The 24,082-nt window shown below is 43.6% G+C and carries 16 protein-coding genes and 1 pseudogene; 10 read left to right on the top strand and 7 right to left on the bottom strand.

Features of this window, described 5'->3' with window-relative positions; all coding sequences use genetic code 11:
• Positions 1–4: 4 nt before the first annotated feature.
• Positions 5–1,912, bottom strand: coding sequence for an NADH-ubiquinone oxidoreductase-F iron-sulfur binding region domain-containing protein (locus CLIN57ABFB40_RS09465; protein WP_175629851.1), 1,908 nt, complete (start codon positions 1,910–1,912; stop codon positions 5–7).
• A gap of 161 nt (positions 1,913–2,073) precedes the next feature.
• Between CLIN57ABFB40_RS09465 and CLIN57ABFB40_RS09460 the strand changes: the two genes are divergently transcribed.
• From CLIN57ABFB40_RS09460 to CLIN57ABFB40_RS09435, 6 genes are all read left to right on the top strand, one after another.
• Entirely contained in the window at positions 2,074–4,830 is a 2,757-nt protein-coding gene (locus CLIN57ABFB40_RS09460; protein ID WP_175629850.1) for a heparinase II/III family protein, read from the top strand.
• 240 nt (positions 4,831–5,070) lie between these two features.
• Complete coding sequence (locus CLIN57ABFB40_RS09455; RefSeq protein ID WP_175630363.1) at positions 5,071–5,616, top strand: DUF3575 domain-containing protein; 546 nt, start codon at positions 5,071–5,073, stop codon at positions 5,614–5,616.
• 30 nt (positions 5,617–5,646) lie between these two features.
• Positions 5,647–7,680 carry a tetratricopeptide repeat protein gene (locus tag CLIN57ABFB40_RS09450; RefSeq protein WP_175629849.1) on the top strand — a complete coding sequence of 678 codons (2,034 nt, stop codon included), beginning with the start codon at positions 5,647–5,649 and terminating at the stop codon, positions 7,678–7,680.
• A gap of 19 nt (positions 7,681–7,699) precedes the next feature.
• On the top strand, positions 7,700–10,063 hold the full coding sequence (locus CLIN57ABFB40_RS09445) for a hypothetical protein (RefSeq protein WP_175629848.1): 2,364 nt from the start codon (positions 7,700–7,702) through the stop codon (positions 10,061–10,063).
• Positions 10,064–10,184: 121 nt separating this feature from the next.
• Entirely contained in the window at positions 10,185–11,594 is a 1,410-nt protein-coding gene (locus tag CLIN57ABFB40_RS09440) for a glycosyl hydrolase family 28 protein (RefSeq protein ID WP_175629847.1), read from the top strand.
• A gap of 137 nt (positions 11,595–11,731) precedes the next feature.
• Positions 11,732–12,157 carry a hypothetical protein gene (locus tag CLIN57ABFB40_RS09435; protein ID WP_317167723.1) on the top strand — a complete coding sequence of 142 codons (426 nt, stop codon included), beginning with the start codon at positions 11,732–11,734 and terminating at the stop codon, positions 12,155–12,157.
• A gap of 62 nt (positions 12,158–12,219) precedes the next feature.
• Here the strand turns inward: CLIN57ABFB40_RS09435 and CLIN57ABFB40_RS09430 are convergent.
• The 4 genes and pseudogenes from CLIN57ABFB40_RS09430 to CLIN57ABFB40_RS09415 form a co-directional block, all read right to left on the bottom strand.
• Positions 12,220–12,447: pseudogene (locus tag CLIN57ABFB40_RS09430) on the bottom strand (transposase); the annotation flags it as partial.
• Positions 12,448–12,460: 13 nt separating this feature from the next.
• Positions 12,461–14,026, bottom strand: a complete 1,566-nt coding sequence (locus tag CLIN57ABFB40_RS09425) for an ATP-binding protein (protein ID WP_175629846.1) — start codon at positions 14,024–14,026, stop codon at positions 12,461–12,463.
• Between the two features lie 392 nt (positions 14,027–14,418).
• Positions 14,419–15,606 carry a mannonate dehydratase gene (gene uxuA / locus CLIN57ABFB40_RS09420; RefSeq protein WP_175629845.1) on the bottom strand — a complete coding sequence of 396 codons (1,188 nt, stop codon included), beginning with the start codon at positions 15,604–15,606 and terminating at the stop codon, positions 14,419–14,421.
• A 30-nt stretch (positions 15,607–15,636) separates the two neighbouring features.
• Positions 15,637–16,452: an SDR family oxidoreductase gene (locus CLIN57ABFB40_RS09415; protein ID WP_175629844.1), complete on the bottom strand. Its 816-nt coding sequence runs from the start codon at positions 16,450–16,452 to the stop codon at positions 15,637–15,639.
• Between the two features lie 120 nt (positions 16,453–16,572).
• Here CLIN57ABFB40_RS09415 and CLIN57ABFB40_RS09410 point away from each other — a divergent pair, with 120 nt between their 5' ends.
• Positions 16,573–17,436, top strand: a complete 864-nt coding sequence (locus CLIN57ABFB40_RS09410) for an AraC family transcriptional regulator (RefSeq protein ID WP_175629843.1) — start codon at positions 16,573–16,575, stop codon at positions 17,434–17,436.
• 2 nt (positions 17,437–17,438) lie between these two features.
• Here CLIN57ABFB40_RS09410 and CLIN57ABFB40_RS09405 read toward each other — a convergent pair whose 3' ends face one another.
• Both CLIN57ABFB40_RS09405 and CLIN57ABFB40_RS09400 read right to left on the bottom strand, forming a co-directional pair.
• On the bottom strand, positions 17,439–17,894 hold the full coding sequence (locus tag CLIN57ABFB40_RS09405) for a PIN domain-containing protein (protein WP_175629842.1): 456 nt from the start codon (positions 17,892–17,894) through the stop codon (positions 17,439–17,441).
• Positions 17,891–18,166 carry a hypothetical protein gene (locus tag CLIN57ABFB40_RS09400; RefSeq protein ID WP_175629841.1) on the bottom strand — a complete coding sequence of 92 codons (276 nt, stop codon included), beginning with the start codon at positions 18,164–18,166 and terminating at the stop codon, positions 17,891–17,893. Before CLIN57ABFB40_RS09400 ends, CLIN57ABFB40_RS09405 begins: the two co-directional genes overlap by 4 nt.
• A gap of 138 nt (positions 18,167–18,304) precedes the next feature.
• On the opposite strand from CLIN57ABFB40_RS09400, the gene CLIN57ABFB40_RS09395 reads away from it, so the two are divergent.
• The 3 genes from CLIN57ABFB40_RS09395 (at position 18,305) to CLIN57ABFB40_RS09385 (ending at position 23,995) form a co-directional block, all read left to right on the top strand.
• On the top strand, positions 18,305–20,254 hold the full coding sequence (locus tag CLIN57ABFB40_RS09395; protein ID WP_175629840.1) for a glycoside hydrolase family 97 protein: 1,950 nt from the start codon (positions 18,305–18,307) through the stop codon (positions 20,252–20,254).
• Between the two features lie 95 nt (positions 20,255–20,349).
• Positions 20,350–21,975, top strand: a complete 1,626-nt coding sequence (locus CLIN57ABFB40_RS09390; protein ID WP_175629839.1) for a hypothetical protein — start codon at positions 20,350–20,352, stop codon at positions 21,973–21,975.
• A 91-nt stretch (positions 21,976–22,066) separates the two neighbouring features.
• The gene (locus tag CLIN57ABFB40_RS09385) at positions 22,067–23,995 is read left to right on the top strand and encodes a glycoside hydrolase family 127 protein (protein ID WP_175629838.1); all 1,929 of its coding nucleotides are present in this window, start codon (positions 22,067–22,069) and stop codon (positions 23,993–23,995) included.
• Positions 23,996–24,082 lie beyond the last annotated feature (87 nt).

Below are 24,082 nucleotides of genomic sequence, written 5' to 3'. Positions count from 1 at the left end.
GATTTTAGCAGACGAGAATAGCTTTGAACTTGCAGCGTGCCATGCACATTCCGCATTTGATACATTTGTCGGGGCTGATGATGTGCGGTTTGCGTACCAGTCCGATGATTGCGTCCGCCGGACAGTTTTTGGCGCACAGGTGGCAGCCGATGCAAAGTTCGGGATTGATGGTGTAGGTCAGCAGGGATTTGCACTGCTTGGCACGGCAGGTCTTGTCGCGGACGTGCTCCAGATATTCGTCGTAGAAATTGTCCAGCGTAGACAGAACCGGGTTCGGGGAAGTCTGCCCCAGTCCACAGAGAGCGGTGTCCTTGATGACTTGTCCCAAAGTGGCGAGGGTATCCAGGTCCTTTTCCGTTCCCTTTCCTTCGGTTATCTTGTTCAGTAATTCAAGCAGGCGTTTGTTGCCGATGCGGCACGGGGTGCATTTCCCGCAGGATTCTTCTACGGTAAAGTCCAGGTAGAAACGGGCGACGGATACCATGCAGTCGTCTTCGTCCATTACAATCATACCGCCGGAACCCATCATGGAGCCTGCCGCTAGGAGATTGTCAAAGTCGATAGGAGTATCCAGGTGTTTCTCTGTCAGGCAGCCGCCCGACGGGCCGCCTGTCTGCACCGCCTTGAATTTCTTTCCGCCTTTGATGCCGCCGCCGATTTCGTAGATTACTTCGCGGAGCGTAGTTCCCATCGGTACTTCAATCAGCCCGACATTGTTAATCTTTCCTGCGAGGGCGAATACTTTCGTGCCTTTGGAACGCTCCGTTCCAATCGTTGCGAACCATTCGGCTCCTTTCGTCAGGATGATGGGGATATTGGCGAGCGTCTCTACATTATTTACGTTGGTAGGTTTGCCCAGGTAGCCGGATTCGGCGGGGAAGGGCGGTTTGAGAGTCGGTTCACCGCGTTTTCCTTCCATGGAGTGAATCAGTGCGGTTTCTTCACCGCATACGAAGGCGCCTGCCCCGTAGCGTATCTCGATGTCGAAACAGAAATCCGTTCCTAAGATATTGTCTCCCAGCAGACCGTAGTTGCGGGCTTGTTCGATGGCTATTTTCAGACGGCTGATGGCAAGCGGGTATTCGGCACGGATATACACCAGTCCTTTGCTGGAGCCGATGGAGTAACCGCAGACGCACATGGCTTCTACGATAGAGTGAGGGTCGCCTTCCATTATGGAACGGTCCATGAATGCGCCGGGGTCGCCCTCGTCAGCGTTACATACCACGTATTTGATGTCCGACTGCTGCTTATAGGTAAATTCCCATTTCAAGCCTGTGGGAAAGCCGCCGCCACCGCGTCCGCGCAGGCCGGAGCGCTTGATGAGATCGATTACGTCCGTCGGTTGTTTGTTGAGAAGGCAGTCTGCCAACGCGTAATATCCTTCGCGGGCGATGTATTCCTCGATATTTTCCGGGTCGATAAAGCCGCAGTTGCGTAAGGCGATGCGTAGTTGTTTCCGGTAGAAATCCATGTGTTTGGAGTCGCTGACGGTGTGTTCCGTTTTAGGGTCTATGTACAGCAGCCTTTCTATTTTCCGACCGCCGATGATATGTTCGGTGATGATGTCTTCCGCGTCTTCGGGGGTGACTTGTGTGTAGAAGGTGTTGTCGGGGATGATTTTCACGATAGGGCCTTTTTCGCAGAAGCCGAAGCAGCCCACGGTGATAACTTCCACTTTGTCGGCAATGCCGTTCTTTTGGATGGCTAACCGGAGATTGTCCGTAATCCCTTGGCTCGAAGAGGCTTTGCAACCTGTACCACCACAGATTAGAATCTGAAGATGCTGTGTGCCGGATGCCAGCCCGCAACACTTTTCGGTGACTTTTTCATTACTTTCTTCACGCAATGAAAGTTTGTGTTCCGCTCTCTTCCTGATTGTAGCCAAATCATGGATAGATAAGATTTTCATAAGTATCAGAATTGTTAGTAGGTTTTTTGCAAATATAATTCTTTGTTTGGAATAAGAGTACAGTTTCGGACAAATAAAAACAGTCTTTGCCGGTCGGATTAGGTAAATAAATCTCTATCTTCGTATTTAATAGGTATCAAACCTAAAAAATAGATTGAAGTATGAGACGAATTTTACTGGGACTATGTTTTTTATCCTTTTTGGGCAGTGCGTCGGGGCAGGAGATTCCCTTGCCGGAGAAGATGCCGCAGGCGCATCCGCGGATGCTGACTACTCCGGCGGGAAAACAGGAGACATGGGAACTTATTAAAAAGGAAGAATGGGCGAAAGATGTTTTCAATAAGTTGAAGGAACGGACGGAAGTTTATACGAACCTGACGGATGCTCAACCGTCCTGGCTACTGTCCCGCCTGGCGATGTATTGGAAGTCTCATGCCACGGAAGTATATGTAAAAGGTGAAGCGTTCGACCATGCCGGTGGCGAGAAAGCTCCTTATCCTACGGTGCGCTATACGGGAACGCGTGGAACGGCTGCCACTCACGGTCGTCCCAAGTTGGCGGATGTCGTGCCTTATGATGATGACGAGAGCGGGAACGTCACTTTCTGTAATAATGCCCTTCCCAATCGTCCGATGGAGAGTGTGCACCCGTCCAAGACCGGGCGGAATATAGAGAGTCTGAACCGCGAAATTCTGGGAATCGCCCATGACGCTGCCTTTCTTTATTGGATGACGGATGAAGAGAAGTTCGCCAAACTAGCTGCAGGTGTTTTTGACACGTATATGACGGGAATTTATTACCGGAATGTACCTGTCGATTTGAATTATGGTCATCAGCAGACATTGGTGGGATTGACTTCTTTCGAGGTAATCCATGAAGATGCGCTTCATGTTGTTGTCCCCTTGTATGATTTTCTGTATAATTATCTGAAGGCCAATTATCCGGACAAGATGGAAATCTATGCGGGAGCTTTTAAGAAATGGGCGGATAATATCATTGCGAACGGTGTGCCTCATAACAACTGGGATTTGTTGCAGGCACGTTATATTATGAGTGTTGGTTTGGTCTTGGAAGATAACAAGGAATATGCTGATGGAAAAGGACGCGAATATTATATCGACTATGTGATGAACCGTTCCAGCATCCGCCAGTGGAGTCTGACACGTCTTGCGGATTATGGCTTTGATTCCAATACGGGGATTTGGGCGGAATGTCCGGGGTATAGCAGTGTGGTAATCAATGATTATGCCAATTTCGTGAACCAGTTTGACACGAACCTGCAATATGATTTGGTGAAAGCGATGCCTGTATTGTCGAAAGCGGTGGCGACCACGCCCCAATATCTGTTTCCTAACCGTATGATTTGCGGCTTTGGGGATACGCACCCGGGGTATCTGAATACGAATTTCTTTATCCGCATGATACAGAACGCGCAGGCGAACGGGAAAAAGGAACAGGAGAAATATTTTACCGCTTTGCTGAAATGCCTGAACCCGGAGATGGGAAATGATAAAAAGGAAAAGAAGAACGTACGTGTATCTGTCAGTTCTTTCTTTGAGGATAAACCGTTGGTTTTAAACCCGAAAGTGCAGCCGGGAAAGATAGAGGATTATGTTTCTCCTTTATTTTATGCTCCCAATGTGTCTTGGCTGGTACAGCGCAACGGTATGCATCCGCGCAACAGTTTGATGATTTCGTTGAATGGCAGCGAAGGGAATCATATGCATGCCAACGGTATCTCGATGGAACTTTACGGAAAAGGCTATGTGTTGGGGCCGGATGCAGGTATCGGACTATTCTTGTATAGCGGGCTGGATTATGCGGAGTATTATTCCCAGTTCCCCAGTCATAATACAGTATGTGTGGATGGTATATCGAGCTATCCGGTGATGAAAAGCAATCATTCTTTTGAGTTGCTTTCTTGTTTTCCTGCTTCGGCGGAACCGGGCAAGGGGTTTACGTCCGTCACTTACAGCAATCTTTATTTCCGTGAACCGGAGAGCAGGGCAGACCAGACGCGTATGATGAGTATCGTTACTACCGGGGCGGAGACGGGGTATTATGTCGATGTGTTCCGCAGCCGAAAAGAAAAGGGGGGAGACAAGATGCACGATTATTTCTATCATAACCTCGGTCAGTCTTTGACATTGACGGCGGCAGATGGTGCCGACTTGAATCTGCAGTCCACGGAAGAACTGGCTTTTGCCGGTGCGCATCTTTATGCTTATTCCTATTTATATGATAAGAAAATGGCTGCCACCGACAAGGATGTCAAAGCGACTTTCACCATAGATATGAAGGATAAAGGCGGTGACGACATATATATGAATCTTTGGATGAAGGGTGAACCGGAACGCGAAATCTTTACGGCATTGTCGCCGATGACTGAAGGATTGAGCCGTACACCGAATATGCCTTATAATATAAAGGAGCAACCGACGCTGACTTTTGTTGCCCGGCAGCATGGAGAAGCATGGAATCGTCCTTTTGTTTCCATCTACGAGCCGAGCACGAAGAATGAGCCGTCCGCTATTCAATCCGTCTCTTATTTTGATGCGGAAGAACCGGGTTTGAAAGACTTTGCAGGAATCTGCGTGAAAAGCAGGAATGGGCGTGTAGACCATATTTTCTCCTTGTCTGATGCTGGGCAGACTGTTACTTATCAGGGAATGAAAGTGAAAGCGGACTATGCAGTTATCAGCAATGAGTATACGGGAAACCGGACGCTCTTTCTGGGAAATGGAACGCAATTGGTTGTGCCCGGAATAATGGTTCAGACTGACAGTGCCGCTAACGTGTTGCTTGAGAAGAAAGCGGGAAAATGGTATATTATTTCTTCTGCTCCTTGCACAGTCGTTATCAATGGTAAAAAAGTGAAATCCGGTGTTGCGTCGGAACCTATATTATTGCGTATCTGATGTTTTATTTATAAGCTGGGAAAATTGTATATTTTATACGTAATATGGTATATTGCGTTCCAATCTGGAAAAAATGTTGCGATAAAAAACAAAAAAACGTGTATAAACGTTTTTAATGCTATATTTTTTCTAATTTTGCGGCTTCTTGTCCAAGTTGTATATAATATGGGCAAGAAGCCCTTTTTGTGGGTAAATATTTTAGTGGGAAATATTTAGTGGGAAATAATTATGGTATATGTGATGAGAAATGGTCGCAGGGCATTAGTTGCGTTATCATTTCTACTAGTATGTTGTGGCGTACATGTGCACGCGCAGCGGGTAGCTGTAAAGACAAATGCGTTGGGTTGGCTCACTGCCAGTCCGAATGTAGAAGCAGAGTTTGTATTGGGTAGTCACGTCTCCCTGAATATGGGGATTGCTGCGAATCCAATCAGTAAAGACAACTTTAAAACGACTTTCACGCATTTTCAGCCTGAAGTTCGTTACTGGCTAAATCGTCCGATGGTGAGCCATTTTCTTGGGGTCACCGCTTTCGTGAATAATTTTAATATGATGGTGAAGGATGTGCATCACAAAGGCGATGCATACGCCGCCGGGTTGACCTATGGGTATGCATGGGTACTGGGCAACCATTGGAACTTCGAAGCGACTGCCGGTGTGGGTGTAATGCGCTACCGTCAGTTCAAGTATGATAAGGGTGCTCCGAAACCGGGTGCGGTCAATGATAGCAAGACTACCATTGCGCCTGTCAGATTGGGGGTATCCTTTGTTTATATTATCCGATAATTAGAGAACATTAGCTAGTCAGAAAAGAGAATGAAAATCAATTTGAAACGTGGTAGATTAATAGGTGTACTTCTCGTGGCGATGATGTTGGTCGGCATGGATGCATCTGCCCAACGTATCCGTGTACAAGGACATATCACAAATCCGCAGGGGAAAAGTGTTCCGAATGTGAATGTGCTCAATCCTGTCAATGACGAACGTATAGAAATGTCCGATGAAGATGGCCGTTACAGTGTAATGGTGGAAAAGAACGGCTCGTTGAAGTTTACGTGTGTCGGTTATGAGGACAAGACGGTAAAGGTGGCGGGAAAGCAGATTCTTGATGTAGTGCTGAAAGATGCTGTCATCGAACTGGACGAAGTGATGATTACTTCCAAAGTAAAAGATAAAGTGATTCCAGAACCGACGGACATCGAAATCAAAGGTAATTATTTCCATCTGAAAACCCGTGTGCCGGTGCCTAAGGAAATGTTTAACTCACATCGTCGGTTGGTATTGCAGCCTTCCATTTATGATGTGACACTCAAAAAACGTTTGCTGATGCGTCCTGTGGTATTCGACGGCGGCACTTACAATACGACGCAAAACCGGATGTATGGTTATGATTTGGATAAAGATCCTTTGCATGAATATATTCAGGTGAAAACGACTTCTTCGCGCAAGAGGGATGTTATCGCCTACCATGATTCTATTTACATAGAGTATCTGCAACATGATTACCGTGCGGACGTGCATCTTGCGATGGAGAACTATCGGGACATCATTTATCGTGACTCTTTCTCCATTGCACGCGGAACTGTCAACCCGCTGCGTTTCCTAGAGTACAAGTTTTCTGCTTTCAATCTGACAGATGAGAAGTATCTTCCGAAACCTGTCATGCAGCTACGGGATTCGAAAGGGGAAGTAAACCTCACATTCTTGGTAGGTAAAGCCGATTTGGACGACAAGAATCCTCAGAACCAAGTGGAACTGAACCGATTGAGCCAGGAGCTTCGTGCTATTGAGACGAATCCGGATGCTTCATTGAAGAGTTTCCATATTACGGGTGTGGCTTCACCGGATGGTTCATACGAGAGAAACTTGCAATTGGCACAACTGCGTACAAACAAGGCGTTGGAACGTATCCTGTCACAACTGGACCCGGAAACGCGCAAGTTGCTGGAAGTGAAATCGGATGCGGCGGTAGCTTCATGGAAAGAAGTGGCGGAATTACTGAAGAAAGACGCCAAACCGGAAATTGCCAAGGAAGTAGAGGATTTAATCAAGCAATACGAATCCGTTCCTTACCGCTTGAATAATGTATTGAAATCGAAACCTTTCTACAAGGAAATATCTGCTACCTATCTGCCTAAGTTGAGAAAAGTGCAATATACATATGGTTATTCCGTCTTCCGTCTCCTGACTGACGATGAGATTAGGGGAATTTACAACAGGAATCCGAAGGAACTGACACGTTTCGAATATTATCGTATGATTACGATGACAAAAACTCCGGATGAAAGGGAGAAGTATTGCAGGGAGGCTCTTGAAATTTACGATAACTTTACGTATGCGGCCAATGAACTGGCGGTAGCGACCATACAGAGAGATGCGCCGGATTCACGTATCCTCGAACCGTTTGTCAGCAAGTCTGCGCCGGTAGAATTGTTGTCCAATCAGGCTATTGCCTTGCTGCATGAAGGAAAATATACCAAGGCGGATTCCGTATTGACATTGGTTCCCGAAGGAGCTGTTTCTGAGGATTTGCAAGCCATCGTACAAGCTTTGGCTGGTTACTATAAGGATGCTTTCGAAAAGGTGGCGGCTACCAGTCCTTTCAATGAGGTGGTGATGTTGCTGGCGATGAAGAGAAATGAGGAAGCATGGGAGAAGATTTCTGCCATGAATGTGACAACAGCCCGCGAATATTATGTGAAAGCGATTGTCGCTAACCGATTGGAGAAAGTGGGTGAAGCTATTATGAGTATCGAGAAAGCCCTTGAACTAGACCCATCCTTACTGGAGACAGCGAGAGTGGACGGTGATATTATTGACTTGCTGCCGGAAGAGCAGAAACTTAAATAATGATAATACAGAGTAAACGATGAATATCCTCAGAATCAAAAATAAATATGTGGCGGTGGCGTTATTTCTGATGCTTGCTGTCACCTTACAGGCACAGGATTATGGTGCTTTGCAATATATGTTGCAGAAAAGACCTGCGAATGAGAAGTTTGAGAGTAATAAGTTTAATGAACATCTCTTTTTCTCTGTCGGTGTAGGTCCGTATAGCTTGCTTTCGGGTAAGGAGACCCAGGACGGATTAGGTATGACCGCTCGTCTTTTTATGGGAAAATGGATTACTCCGGTTCACGGACTCAGGATAGGGGTGAACATGGGGTATCTGCCGTCGAAAATATATGATTCTAAAATAAAGATGGGTGGCGGTAGCCTGGATTATCTGCTGAATATGTCTTCCTTGGCATATGGGTACAATCCGAACCGTCGTTTTGAGTTATTTGGAATAGCTGGTGTAGAAGCCGGTTATTCTAAGGTCGGTGATAACAATGAACGTTCTGAAAAATATCCGAATCTGAAAGGTGGGGGTGAATTTTATTATGGTGCCCATATTGGTTTACAGGGCAATATACGTCTTTCCCGTACATTGGACTTGTTTGTAGAGCCACAAATAGGATGGTATAATGATGTTTTGGCACATAGGGGAAGTTGGAGAAATTATCAAGTGGGAGGTTCGGTTCTAGTTGGTCTGACATATATGCCTGCCGCTCCGATGGGTACTAAGATTCATTTCGATGAATTTGATAACAGTTCGTTCCAGAATCATATGTTTATCTCTTTGTCCGGTGGTATCAGTGCCCTGCAAGTTTCGGGAATCAAGAATACAATTGAAGGTTTTGGTCCCCAGTTCTCTGCCGGAATCGGTAAATGGTTCAGCCCTTCTTCCGGTCTGCGTTTATCCGGGACAGTTGGAGCATCGGATACACCTGCCGGTAGTAAGAACAGATATTTCAAACATCTTGATTTGCATGCGGATTATATGTTGAATCTCAATAGTGTTCTGTGGGGATATGATGAAGATAGGATCTTTAATTTAATTGGTATTGCAGGGGTTAATCTGGCTGGGACAAAAGGGGTGGAGAATTCTGGCAAGTACGCTCCGGGGATAGGAGTAGGCGTACAAGGAAGTTTCCGTCTCAACCGTTCCATGGATTTATTTATAGAACCCCGTTTCAATGTTTATCACAAGAGATATGCAGGTGGATGTGGATTGCGTGGTACAGACCAGCTTGGAGAATTGAATTTAGGTTTGACTTATCATACGATTGACCGTGCGGCACGTCCTAAGAACGGATTCTCAAACAATCATATCTCAGACAATCTGTTTATGACTTCAGGAGTTGGTCTGCAAATGTTTTTGAATAAGAAGAATTTTGAAAACCTCAGTTCTTTAGGTCCGCAGGCTTCCGTCTCTCTTGGTAAGTGGCTAACTGCTTATTCCGGTTTGCGTCTGGTGGGTATAGGCGGGTTCTTTACGAACTATCTAGTTCCCGGTGATATTAAAGAGGGCAGACTCAACCATATCAGTGTCAGTGGTGGTCTTGATTATTTGTGGAATATTACGTCTACCATGGACGGTTACAATCCTGACCGTATCTTTGATTTCATAGCTTCTGTGGGTGTCAATCTGGCGTATACCAATAATTCAGACCATAAGTTTCAACCAGGTATAAATGCTGGTATACAGGGACTATGGCATGTGAATGATTTTTTCGGTCTGTATATCGAACCGCAAGTCAGAATGTATGGAGATAAGTTCATCGAAGGAAACTTAGGTTTTATGCAGAAAGATGTATTGGTAGGCGTCAATGCCGGTTTCCATTATCGTTTCGTTCCTTATTCAAAAGCAGCCAATCGCAGTGTGTTTGATAAGGATGACAAACGTTACTTCATATCAGGGGCACTCGGAATGGGTAGTTTGCTGGTTGGCAACAAGGATTTGGTGAAGAACGTAGGTGTAGAGGCGAAGGGAAGTTTCGGCAAATGGTACACTCCGTTGTCTGCATGGCGTATCAACGGGACAATCCTGTATAAGTCGAAAGCGCAGAATAAATCACCTTTGCATTATGCCGGTTTAGGAATGGACTACATGATGAGCTTGGCTACGTTAACAAAGGGGTATAGTTCCGATCATGTGATAGATGTCGTACCTTTTATGGGAGTCACAGCCGGACTGTCTCGTCGTAACGGAGAGTTTCAGGTAGTGCCGGGACTGGATGCCGGTGTGCAGTTTAAACTGCGGGTAGCCTCTTCCGTCTATTTGTATGCCGAACCTAAGGTGGGTATCCGTACAGATACATACGATGGTGTCAAAAAGGGAAAACCTGATTATGTAGCTTCTATGGTAGGTGGATTGTTGTACAGGTTCAAAATGCCTACTTTCCAATAAGGACTCTAAAATATTAGATAAATATATTCAATTCAGAATAGGTAAATCTCCTATATTGTTCGTAATAACAATATAGGAGATTTTAAATTTTATATGGATAGAAATAAAAAAAACAATAGGTATGAATAAATTGAAAAGAGTAATAATGATTTCCCTTTCAGCGTTTTTGGGATGGAATAATGTACAAGCGGAAATTATAACTTATCCCGTGCCGATGGGCATCTATTATGCCCGTCATAACGATGACTATACAGTAAAAGTGCGACAAGTAGGTGAAAAAGATTGGGTAGACCTTTTCGAATATAATGTAAAGGTGGATATGGATACCAAATCCGATGCGACCATGGTGCAGTTTGATTTCTCCGGAAAAGTAGAAGTACTGGTACAAAAGAACAACGGAGAAATCCGTTCAGCAGTAGTGCGTCCATTTTCCAAAGGTATTCAGCCGGAGATAGACGGAAACTTCCTTCTGTTTACATTGGACAAACCGCAAAAACTCTCCGTAGAATTCAATGGCGACCGTTTGAATAACCTGCATATATTTGCCAATCCGATTATTGAAAATGTTCCGGACAAGAATGACCCGAACGTGATGTACTTTGAGTCCGGCATTCATGAACCTATCGATGCGGCAGGCAAGTGTTTCCGTATTCCTTCCAATACGACGGTTTATCTGGAAGGGGGTGCAGTGCTGAAAGGTTGCCTGAACTGTGACAGCGTGGAGAACGTGAAAATCCTGGGACATGGAATGTTGCTTGAACCTCAACAGGGAATCTCGGTTGCCTATTCCAAAAATGTGTTGATTGATGGCATTACAGTTGTTAATTCGCGCCATTATACAGTCTCCGGTGGACAATCTACGGGAATAACCATCAAGAACTTGAAATCATTCAGCTATCAGGGATGGAGTGACGGACTGGATTTTATGTCTTGCTCGGATGTGACGATTGATGATGTCTTTCTCCGTAATTCGGATGATTGCATAGCTCTCTATACACACCGTTGGAATTATTATGGGGATTGTCGTAATATCCGCGTACTCAATTCCACTCTTTGGGCGGACATCGCGCACCCTATCAACATAGGTACGCATGGCAATACGAAAACCGGAGATGAAGTGTTGGAAGATATACTATTCAAGAATATTGATATATTGGAACATGATGAGGATGACCGCGATTATCAAGGATGTATGGCTATCAACGTAGGTGACCATAACCTTGCACGGAATATCACTTTTGAAGATATTCGTGTGGAAAATATCCAGGAAGGTCAGTTGTTCCATCTCCGTGTGATGTACAATCAAAAGTATAATACAGGGCCGGGGCGGGGTATAAAGAATATCGTGTTCCGTAATATATCTTGTACGGGCAAGTATATCAATCCTTCGCTGATAGAAGGGTATGATAAGAATCGCAGAATCGGAAATATCCTGTTCGAGAATATTGTATTGAATGGTAAGCGGGTGACTTCACTGGAAGATTTGAACGTCAATATGAAGAATTTTGTGGATAAAGTGAATATCAAGTAACTTTTCTAATTCGATGCGGAAATGCATGAAGATAAATCGAATATTTTCTCATCGCGATGAGTATTTTTCTCATAGTAGTGAGAATTGTTTGAAAATATAATGAGGCGTATTGTGTTATGTATTAACCAAATAGCAATTTGATAAATCTTGAAAACAATGAAGAACTACATTTGCCTTTTATTCTTTATATTAATAAACAGCTTATCAAGTGCCGCTGCTACTTCTTTTCGGCTGAAAAAACTACAAGTGGAATATGCGACGACCCGTTAGGGATTGATGTAGAGAAACCCCGGTTCAGTTGGCAGATGGACGGGGGGACAGATGAGAGAGGATTGATACAAACAGCCCGGCAAATCATTGTCACCGATGAGGCTGGCACGCAAGTATGGGATTCCCACAAGATAACCGATGATAAATCATTGAATATCGAATATGCCGGACTTTCTTTGCGAGCTGCTACGCGCTACTTATGGACAGTCCGTGTATGGCATAATAAGAATAGGGAAGTTTCCGCTTCTTCCTGGTTCGAAACCGGATTGATGAGCAGTGACCGTGCCTATTAGGGATGGATCGATGCCAAATGGATTGGTGGGGGGGGCTGGAGTGCATGATGTTGGCCTTGTTCTCCCCTGTCAAAAAGGTCCTCAAACAGGGCTTGCTTGATGTATCCCCTGTCAGCAAAGACTTTTCCGTAGAGCTCCTTGGCGAAGACCGTCCATACCCGTTTGTTCCTGTCGTCAACGTTTGCTCCTGTAAGACAAAATGTTATGATTTCTCCACTGTCATTACACATAAGGTGTAACTTGAATCCGTGACACCACCCCATCGTTCCCTTGCCGTCCGTTGCCATGCCCTTTCTATTTTTCTTATTTCTTTTGATTGACCTCAACAATCCATTTCTCTATATTCCGTGTTTTTGCACTAAAATTTACGCCAATCTTAAAGAGTTTGCGCTCATCCTGCTCAAATGGTTGTGCATAATTCTTTTCATTTATCTGTTGCATGGCTTCTTCTGCTGTACCATCCAGTTTGAATTCCATAATATAAATAAACTTATCCGTCTGTAAGACAAGGTCTATGCGTCCTTGGCTTGTATGATATTCCGCCTTAGTATAAAATCCGACGAGTTTGAAGACGATGAAGAGTACATTTTGGTAGTGCAGTTCCAAGTCCCGAACCAATTCGTAAGGAGTATCCGCAAAGAAACTTTGCAGGCGTCGGAAGAATGATTCATAGTCTCCGGAACGTACCTCACGAACAAACTTCTGTATTTCAAATGGAGATTCTACTGCATTGGTATTAGCATAAAAAGGTAGTAAGAATTTTACAAACCCTTCTTCTACTTCCCGGTTGGGGAATCCTAGACGGTATATACCAAATTCCGGGTCATATCCTTTGATAGTGAGATAACCGCTTTGATAAATCACAGGAATAGGATTGTCCGAAGTCGAATCAATACTATTCAGTACTTCCGCACTGGTTTCTTCATGTGTTATTCGTTGTAGGTTGTAATGATGTTTTTTAAGTAATTCTACCAAATAAGTCGGAGTTCCCGTTTCAAACCAATAGTTGCCAAACTCTTTTCGTTTAAAAGCATTGAGCAGACTGAACGGATTGTATATACCGATAGAGTTATGTGTGAAATGATAGCCGTCATAGCATTCTCGAAGTTCTTTGCAGATTTCGTCATACGTAGTATTCTTGTTATCTGCAAATTCATGCAATTCTTTTTCCAGATTATCATGAAGTTCTTGTTCGCTGATTCCGCAAATATCTATATATTGGTTCCACATGGAGATGTCATCCAAATTATTCAAATCGCTGAACACACTCACCTTTCCAAATTTAGTAACTCCTGTCAACATCGCGAACTTAATATAACCATCCATTGACTTCATGACACCATAAAAAGCTTTCAATGTATTCCGATATTCTTCTTGCAATGCATCCTTTCCAATCGTTTGCAACATGGGCTTATCGTACTCATCGACAAGAATCACAACACGCTGTCCTGTTTTCTCTGCAGCCAAACGGATAAGTGTAACAAAACGGTCATCTATTGTCTCATCTTTGGAACATGAACCATACAACGACTCGTAAACAAGCAACTGGCGGTCTACCAAACGAATCAAATCATCTTCCGTATCGAATTTTTTAGCATTCAGGTCAAGATGAATGATAGGATGTTTTATCCACTCTTTTTCCAATTTCTCCATAGCTAATCCCGCAAAGAGTTCTTTCTTTCCTGAAAAATAGGCTTCGAGTGTGGAGATAAGCAGACTTTTACCAAAACGACGGGGGCGGCTTAAGAAATAATAACTACCGGTTTTCACCATTTGATAAATCAATGCTGTTTTATCAACATAGAAATAACCGTCTGTGCGGATTTTCTCGAAATTTTGTATGCCGATAGGATAAATCTTGTTGCTCATATAGTTGCCAATTAATGTTCTTGTTACAAAAATACATCTTTCTATTTGATAAAAACAAATTAGGGAATGAAAGTTTTGTCGGTTCTTGTCGGTTTTTAGCCGATTTTATCTGCTAAATGTTATCTTCGCTTATCATTTGGGATAAGGTTCTTTTGACAATGCGAAAAATTGCTTGGTTGGAATTTGGTCAGAAAAAAGGCGATTCTTCCTTTGGATTTGATTGAAAAAATACGGAGTGTTGGTTTTGTTTGTGTTTTTATTATGCAAGGTCGTTGGGAACATTCTTGAAAGATAAAGTTTTGTAGTAACAGGGAAAGGATTGTAAATAGAAAATGCGGTAAATAGCAGTTGCTTTTGCTATTTGCCGCATTTTTAATATAGGGAAATGAAAATTAAAACTTCATCTGCCGTTCTTTCTCATCATCCACCACAGCCATCATCCCTTCTACCTGTGCCAGAGCCAGCATACGTCCGTGGAAAGAATATCCCGGATTATAACCTTTGTCTTCGTCTCCCAGCATCATCCGTCCATGGTCTACACGCATGGGTAGTCCCGGATTCTCATTTTCGAAGATGCGGATAAGGTCAATCAAATGCCCCCTTCCTGTGAGATGGGAGCTTTCAATGAAGTTTCCACCTGGGATGGCGGCCGTACTACGCAGATGTACGAAGTGGGTACGTTTGGCAAATTTCTTTGCCAACTCACGGGTATCATTATGTTCGCCTGCACTCAAAGAACCTGCGCAGAAAGTCAATCCGTTATGTGGATTATCTACTGCGTTCAGGAACCATTCAATATCACTTTCATTGGTGACGATACGCGGTAAGCCTAGAACTTGGAATGGAGGGTCGTCGGGATGGACACACATATTGACGCCATATTCCTCGCATACGGGCATGATTGCAGATAAGAAGTAACACATATTTTCACGCAAAGTATCGCGGTCAATATCTTTGTATAAGGCGAGCAGGCGCTTGAAGATAGCAACTGGATTTTTGTCCCCTTCCTTGATATTGCCGTTAACGAAACCTTGTGTCTTGACAATGATTGTATCAATCAGAGCATCTTTTTCTGCTTCCGTGATTACCTTGTCCAGTTCGGTAACTTTGCGGAGTTCTTCCTCGGTATAGTCGTTCTCTGCTCCTTCGCGTTCCAGAATCCGGATATCGAAATAAGCAAAGCGAATACGGTCGTAGTATAAGGAACTGGTTCCGTCCGGCCAGGGGTGCTGCAAGTCAGTACGTATCCAGTCGATGACAGGCATAAAGTTGTAACATACGGTCTTTATTCCGCATTTGCCCAAGTTGGCAAGGCTTACCTTATAATTCTCAATCAACTGTTCACGTTCCGCTTCTGCATATTTGATTGCCTCGCATACGGGGAGACTTTCTACTACCGACCAACGCAAACCATAAGATTCGATGTAAGACTTCAAATCATTAATAGCCTCTACAGTCCAGATTTCTCCGTTCGGTACGTCATGCAAAGCAGTGACAATACCTTCTACGCCTATTTGTCGGAGCATCGGCAAAGTTATCTTGTCTTTTTTACCGAACCATCTCCATGTCTTTTCCATCATAGCTTCTTTTCTTTATTTAGGAGCAATTATTTAGACACCGCTGAATGCGCTGAAACCACCGTCGATAGGCAACATCGCTCCTGTTACGAAACTGGCGGCATCACTACACAGGAAATGTACAGCACCATTCAACTCTTTAATGTCACCAAAACGTTTCATCGGAGTTTTAGCCAATACTTTCTTACTTCTATCCGTCAGTGAGCCGTCCGGATTGATAAGTACGCGGCGGTTTTGGTCGCCGATGAAGAAGCCCGGAGCAATGGCGTTAACACGAATACCGTCACCATATTTCAGTGCCATTTCGCTGGCGAGCCATTGGGTGAAGTTGGCTACGGCAGTTTTGGCGGCAGAGTATCCCGGAACACGGGTGATAGCGCTGTATGCGGCCATTGATGATACATTAATGATACATCCTTTGCCTTGTTTAGCCATAACCTTGCCAAATATCATGGATGGATAAACTGTTCCGTTCATATTTAGATTGGTGACTTTCTCCCAGCAGGAGATGTCCATATCGTAGAAGTTTTGCTCCGGTTCGAGAGTAGCGCCCGGCATGTTTCCACCGGCAATGTTCAACAGAATATCAATCCGTCCCCATTTGGCAACGATTTCTTCCGCTACTTTCTCCAGGCTGGTGATGTCCAGCACATTACCGATGATACCGATTACATCTTCTCTATATTGTTTCAGTTCTGCTACCCGGTTGTCCAGTTGTTCCTGACGAATGTCGATAGCTACTACTTTTGCTCCCTGCTGTACAAAGTGTTGGGCGATATTTCCACCCAGTACACCACCTGCTCCGGTAATAACAGCAACTTTACCGGCAATACTAAATAATTCGTTCATGGTTCTATCAAATGTTTTTATGAATTGATGCAAAAATAGCGGGTTTTTACACACACTATGATGCGTATCTTTGCAAGATATTTACCTATCTTTGCAAAAGTAGTTTAGAAAGGAGAATTTATGAAGAAGATAATGAACGAGAAGTTGACTATTACGACTTCCAATCCCGTCCGTGCCCGCTTTTATGAATATCCGCGTTTCACTTACCCGTGGCATTTCCACAGTGAGTATGAAATTATCTATGTGGAGAAAGGAGAGGGGGATTGCTTGGTGGGTGACAGCATTATCTCTTATGCAAAAGGGGATTTGATTCTTTTCGGTTCGGAACTTCCTCATAGTATGCAGAGTCCGCCGGATAACGGAGAAGAGTCCGGCTTGAAAGTAAAAGGCGTGAATATCCAGTTTGAGAAGGACTTTATGCATTACTCCATTTCCCAATATTCCCAGTTTATTCCTATCAGGAATTTATTGGAAGATGCCTGCCGGGGAATTAGGTTCACCGTTTCCCGTTCGGGAAAGGTCATCAAGCTATTAAAACAGATACCTTCTGCCAAAGGAGCGGAACAAATTATCCTGTTGCTTTCACTTCTGCAAATAATGGCTACCAATGATAACAGGAAATATCTGACTACTTCCCATTATACCCCGTCCCCTTCCATTATGCGTAACGAAAGAATGGAAAAGGTGATTGCCTATCTTAACAAACATTATACCGAGTCTGTCGGTCTGGATGAGATTGCTTCTTATACAGCCATGAATCCTACCGCCTTCTGCCGTTATTTCAAGGAAAACACAGGAAAGACATTTAAAGAATATGTACTTGATATGCGTATCGGGTATGCCTGTAAACTGTTGAATAGTAGTGTGATGAATATATCACAAATCAGTGCGACGTGCGGATTTGAATCTCCTGTGCATTTCAACCGTATCTTTAAACGGGTGACGGGGATGACACCTACTATTTATAGGGAGCAGATGGAATAATATTAAAGTCCGGAGGATATTCTTTTTATAAATTCATCAGGAGTTACAATTTCTATTTGCTCATTGTGGGGATGGAAATCTTTCTTGTTTAATGTTATTAGATATTCGCATTGTTCAGCTATTGCATTCTGATATTGATAACTGTCTTCTATATCTGTAAAGTTGGTATCCCATATGCCTTTGCTCAGTTCTTCGTTGGAGATGTCGCAAATATCCGACATTAATAATATGTTATTGAGTATATTCCGTAATTTGTTTAAACGTTCATCTTTAGATAAAGAGTCTGTTTTCTTCAAATACGCCTCTACAAGATATGTGATTGTGTAGAAAGAACCTTGGGAAATGTAGCAATCAATAACACCGCTTTTATATAGGTTATATATACGGGCAATTTCAGTGGAATGTGAACGATTAGTTATGGATTCCATTAATATATTGGTATCTAAAAATACTCTCATTCTAAATCGTATTTTTCTTTTAAAATATTATCTCTCATTTCTTCCCAGGGGATTTCGGAATCAATGCTTCCTATTAAAGATTGGCTATTGAATAATTCTCTTCTTTTTTTTCTGGAAATATTCATCTGCCCCTCTGTTTCTTTTTGGAGTTGCATATACTGTTTAAGCACATCGACGTTTTCTTCTTCTCTGATGGACTTAATGATTCTACGCCTTATATTTTTGATATATGACTGAGAATAATATTCGCCTATGGGTTCTTCTACTTTCATATCCTGTTCTGTTTTTACAATCTAAACAAAGATACTATAAAATAGCGGAACTAAAAATTATATTTTATTTTTTATCGTATATTTGGTGTTGAGTATAATTTCCTTCTCGTTCGTATCTAATAGGAAAGAAGAATAAACATGAACGTAAATAGAATGAAGAAAAGAATTTTGCTTTTATTGCTGGTGGTACCGGCATTGTTGAAAGCGCAGGATGTAATGACAGGAACCCGCCAGGAACTGACATCTCCCGACGGAGCGTATCGTTTTACCTTCTATCAGCGTGCGGTGGGAGAGGATAATGCACAAATGTATTACACCTTGACTTACAAGAACCGTCCGGTAATTGAAGAAAGTAAATTGGGAGTTCTGATTGAAAATCAGTTGTTCGAATCGGCACTGGGTGTTCCGAATGATACTTGTCATTTCTGGTGTGAGAATCTGAAGTTGACGGGAACTGAGCGTCGGAAAGCGGATGAAACATGGAAACCTGTATATGGGGAACGTGCCGAGATTCGTGACTGTTATAATGAGATGACCCTGAAATTCAAGAAAGGTGAAGGAGACGGAGCACAAGATGGTGGCTATGATAAGCGCAAGAATTACTTTATGAATATCATAGTGCGTGCCTATAATGAAGGAGTCGCTTTCCGTTATCATTTCCCGGAAACAACCAACGGGCTTTTCCTGCATATCATAGGCGAGCAAACCAGTTTCACAATGCCTCAAGGAACAATGGCTTATTATGAGCGTTGGGCACAAGGGCCTTATGCACTTCGTCCGTTGGAAGGTTGGGGAAAAGAAGAAAGTGAACGTCCTTTGACATTAAAACTGCCCGACGGATTATCAGTTGCCTTGTTGGAAGCGGAAATGGTGGATTATGTCCGTGGCAAATTCCGTTTGTCGGCAGACAAACCTTCCACTTTGGAGACAAGCCTGTATAGCAGTGTCGATATAATTTCTCCTTATAGCACTCCGTGGCGTGTTATCATGGCTGGCGAACGTCCGGTCGATTTGATTAACAACAATGATATTGTCTTGAATCTGAACCCGGCTTGCAAACTGGCTGATACTTCCTGGATTAAACCGGGAAAAGTATTCCGTTCGGGCGACTTGAAGCAAGAAAGGGTGAAAGCGGCTATTGACTTTGCGGCAGAGCGCGGTATTCAGTATGTGCACATGGATGCAGGTTGGTATGGACCAGAAATGAAGATGAGTTCGGACGCTACTACTGTTTCTCCGGATAAAGACCTTGATATACCTGCTTTGTGCCAGTATGCCGAATCGAAGGGAATCGGACTTATGGTATACGTCAATCAGCGTGCATTGGTGCAGCAATTGGATACTTTATTACCTTTATATAAGAAGTGGGGATTGAAAGGTATCAAGTTCGGTTTTGTACAGATTGGCAATCAGCGTTGGAGTACCTGGCTGCATGATGCAGTCCGCAAATGTGGAGAATACGGTCTGATGGTGGATATTCACGATGAATATCGTCCCACAGGTTTCAGCCGTACTTATCCTAACTTGATGACACAGGAGGGTATCGGTGGCAATGAAGAGATGCCGGATGCTTTACATAACACGATTCTTCCGTATACACGTTTCCTGGCAGGCGCTGCGGATTATACACTGTGTTATTTTAATGGCAGAGTGAAGAATACGAAAGCGCATCAGTTGGCAATGGCAGCAGTGTATTACAGTCCTTTGCAATTTATGTTCTGGTATGACCGACCGGAATTTTATAAAGGAGAAGAAGAACTCGAATTTTGGAAAGCCATTCCGAGTGTATGGGACGATAGCCGTGCGCTTGACGGAGAAATTGGTGAGTATATCGTTCAGGCACGTCGTTCGGGAAGTGACTGGTTTGTTGGAGCAATGACAAACACGGAAGCCCGCACGGTCACATTGACTACGGATTTCCTGGAACCGGGAAAGAAGTATATGCTTCATCTGTATGAAGATGACGACAAACTGAATACACGGACGAAAGTACGCAGTACTCATAAGAAAATAAAGGCAGGCGACAAACTTGTCTTGAAGTTGAAGGCGAGTGGCGGAGCTGCGTTGCATTTTACTCCGCTTAAGTAGGTAAATTTATGTTTTTTGTTTCGGGTCGTAATGAGAGAAGAAGAGAGTTTTCTCATCACTCCTTTCTTAAATTGAGAATAAAAAATGAATTAGACATGAGCCTACTTCGATTTTTGGTGTTTGGAATAATGTCCGTTATTCTATTGCCCTGCAATATGGCAGCCGAATGGCAGTGGTCTGTGAAAATACCAGGCATTGTTTCCAACGAGACGAATGACCATCCGCAGGCTTTTTTATGGATACCGCCTGATTGTGTCCAGGTAAAAGGGGTTATGATAGGTACTCATAATATGACGGAAGAAACTCTGTTTGAGAACGCCTTGTTTCGGGAGAAAATGTCAGAAATAGGTCTGGCACTGATATGGATAACTCCGGGGTGGGATCAGAAATGGGACATAACTGCCGGAAGCCAGAAGGCATTTGAACAAATGCTGGATGACTTTGCTTCTGTTAGCGGATATAACGAATTGAAATATGCTCCGATTGTTCCGTTCGGACATTCGGCAATGGCTACCTATCCGTGGAACTTCGCAGCCTGGAATCCCGACCGCACATTAGCCATTATCTCTTTACATGGAGATGCGCCGCGCACTAACCTTACCGGATATGGTCGTGACAATATGGAGTGGGGGAAACGTACGATTGACGGCATCCCTGGATTGATGATTGAAGGCGAATACGAATGGTGGGAAGACCGTGTAAATCCGGCTTTGGCATTCCGTATGATGTATCCTAAAAGTTGCGTCTCTTTCCTTTGCGACACAGGACGCGGGCATTTCGATATAGCCGACCGTACCGCTGGTTATATTGCGTTGTTCTTAAAGAAAGCACGGGAATATCGTATGCCCGCAACGTATGATTTGGATAAGCCTGTGGAATTGAAGAAGCTGAATCCGCAGAATGGTTGGCTTGCCGAAAGGTGGCATCCGAATCAGAAGAAACGTGCAAAAGCTGCTCCTTATAAAGAGTATAAAGGAGACTCACACGATGCATTCTGGTATTTCGATAAGGAAATGGCTGAAATGACGGAAGAACGCTATCGCCGGGAAAGAGGGAAGAAACCACAATACTTAGGTTTCGTACAAAAGGGGCAATTACTCACATATAATCCCAAATCCCATGTGAAAGTTGCCGCCCGCTTCCTGCCGGAAAAAGACGGATTGACTTTTCATCTGAAAGCTGTATATACGGATAGCTTGCATACTGCAATTTCTGACGAACATTCGCTCACTTCTCCTGAAATAACCCGTATCTGTGGCCCGGTTCAGAAAGTGAACGACACAACCTTTACTGTCCGTTTCTACCGTATGGGGATGTACAATAAGCGTCGTACGGGAGATATTTGCCTTCTAGCCGGTAATGATGGTGACAAGCACTATAAAAGCACAGTTCAGGAACTTAGTTTCTGGATTCCCTATCGCAATACGGAAGGTAAACGCCAGCATATTCTTTTTCCGGGCCTTGACGATGTGAAGAAAGGCACGGAAACTATCTCTTTACATGCAACTTCCGATTGCGGGCTACCCGTATATTACTACGTGAAAGAAGGACCGGCAGAAATAGAGGGAAACAAGTTGGTATTTACTCGAATTCCCCCACGCAGTAAGTTCCCGTTGAAAGTGACTGTGGTGGCATGGCAATATGGATTGGCAGGAGAAGTACAGACTGCCGAACCGGTAGAACGGAGTTTTTTCATTTATCAATCGGCAATTGATAAATGAAAGATTATGGAACTATAAGTTGGAATTCGTATTTTTGCATTGAGTATTAGGCTGAACTTATTCGTATCCTATAAATATAAGGATATTAAAAATGATTATGAATAAGAAATCTTTAGTTGCAATCGCATTATTGGCAGTATCGGCTATATCGTCGGCTCAATCTGTATACCCCGGACAGCATCAGGGGAAAATGAAAAAAGAGACAGTGGCGCCTGTTCGGGTAGAAAGTTTTGATTTGAAGGACGTCCGTTTATTACCGAGTCGCTTTCGTGACAATATGTTGCGGGATTCCGCATGGATGACCTCTATCGACGTAAGTCGCCTGTTGCATAGTTTCCGGACAAATGCCGGAGTCTTTGCTGGTCGTGAAGGCGGTTATATGACAGTGAAAAAACTCGGTGGTTGGGAATCCTTGGACTGTGAACTTCGCGGACATACTACCGGACATCTGCTTTCGGCTTACGCTTTGATGTATGCCGCTACCGGAAGTGAGATTTTCAAGCTGAAAGGGGATAGCCTTGTCAACGGGCTGACCGAAGTTCAGAACGCTTTGAAAGGCGGATATTTAAGTGCTTTTTCTGAAGAACTGATAAACCGTAATATCCGTGGAAAGAGTGTTTGGGCACCTTGGTACACCTTGCATAAGCTTTATTCCGGTCTGATAGACCAATATCTGTATGCAGATAATCAGCAGGCTTTGAAAACAGTGACTAAAATGGGCGACTGGGCTTATAACAAACTGAAACCACTTAGTGAAGAAACCCGCAAACTCATGATACGCAATGAGTTTGGAGGTGTCAATGAATCATTCTACAATTTGTATGCTATCACAGGAGATGAACGTTACCGTTGGTTGGCTGAATATTTCTACCATAATGATGTAATTGACCCGTTGAAAGAACTTCGGGACGATTTGGGAACCAAACATACAAATACGTTTATCCCGAAAGTCATAGCCGAAGCGCGTAACTATGAACTGACAGAGAATGAGACCAGCAAAAAGCTCTCGGAATTCTTCTGGCATACCATGATTGACCACCATACTTTTGCTCCGGGATGCAGTAGTGATAAGGAGCATTTTTTCGACCCGAAGAAATTCTCTAAACACTTGACCGGCTATACCGGAGAAACCTGCTGCACTTATAATATGTTGAAGCTTAGCCGTCATCTTTTCTGTTGGACGGGCGATTCATCTATTGCCGATTATTATGAAAGGGCACTATATAATCATATCCTGGGACAGCAAGACCCAGAAACGGGAATGGTCACTTATTTCTTGCCCTTACTTTCGGGCTCACATAAACTGTATAGTACCAAAGAGAACTCTTTCTGGTGTTGTGTCGGCAGCGGATTCGAAAATCATGCTAAATACGGAGAAGCTATCTACTACCACAACAACGAGGGAATCTATGTAAATCTGTTTATTCCTTCCCAAGTCATCTGGAAAGAAAAAGGATTAACCCTTCTCCAGGAAACGGAATTTCCGAAAGAGGAAACGACCCGGTTTACTATTCGTGCCGAGAAATCGGTTCGCACTACTGTTTATCTAAGATATCCTTCATGGAGTAAAAAAGCGGAAGTTCTTGTGAACGGTAAAAAAGTAGCAGTAAAACAAAAGCCGGGTTCTTACATCGCTATCACCCGTGACTGGAAAGATAATGACCGTATCTCGGCTACTTACCCGATGCAGATTGAATTGGAAGCCACTCCCGATAATCCGAATAAAGTGGCTTTATTGTATGGCCCGTTAGTGCTTGCCGGAGAACGGGGTACGGAAGGTATGCAGGCTCCCGCACCTTTCTCTAATCCAGCTCTTTATAATGATTATTATACTTATAATTTCCATGTACCTGTCGATTTGCGTACCTCATTGAAAGTAGATATGAAACATCCGGAACGTACTTTGCAGCGTACAGGAAAAGAACTGGAATTTACAACAGAACAAGGAGATGTGATTCGTCCGCTTTATGATTTGCATCATCAGCGTTATGTGGTATATTGGGATTTGCAGTCGAAATAGAAAATTTTAAGAACGAATTACACGAATTACGCGGTTTTATAATTATAATTGCATCAAATATAATTGCATCAAACAATAGCGTAGTTC

Source organism: Bacteroides acidifaciens, from assembly GCF_903181435.1.
Classification (GTDB): domain Bacteria; phylum Bacteroidota; class Bacteroidia; order Bacteroidales; family Bacteroidaceae; genus Bacteroides.
This window is presented reverse-complemented; position numbering and strand designations above follow the sequence as displayed.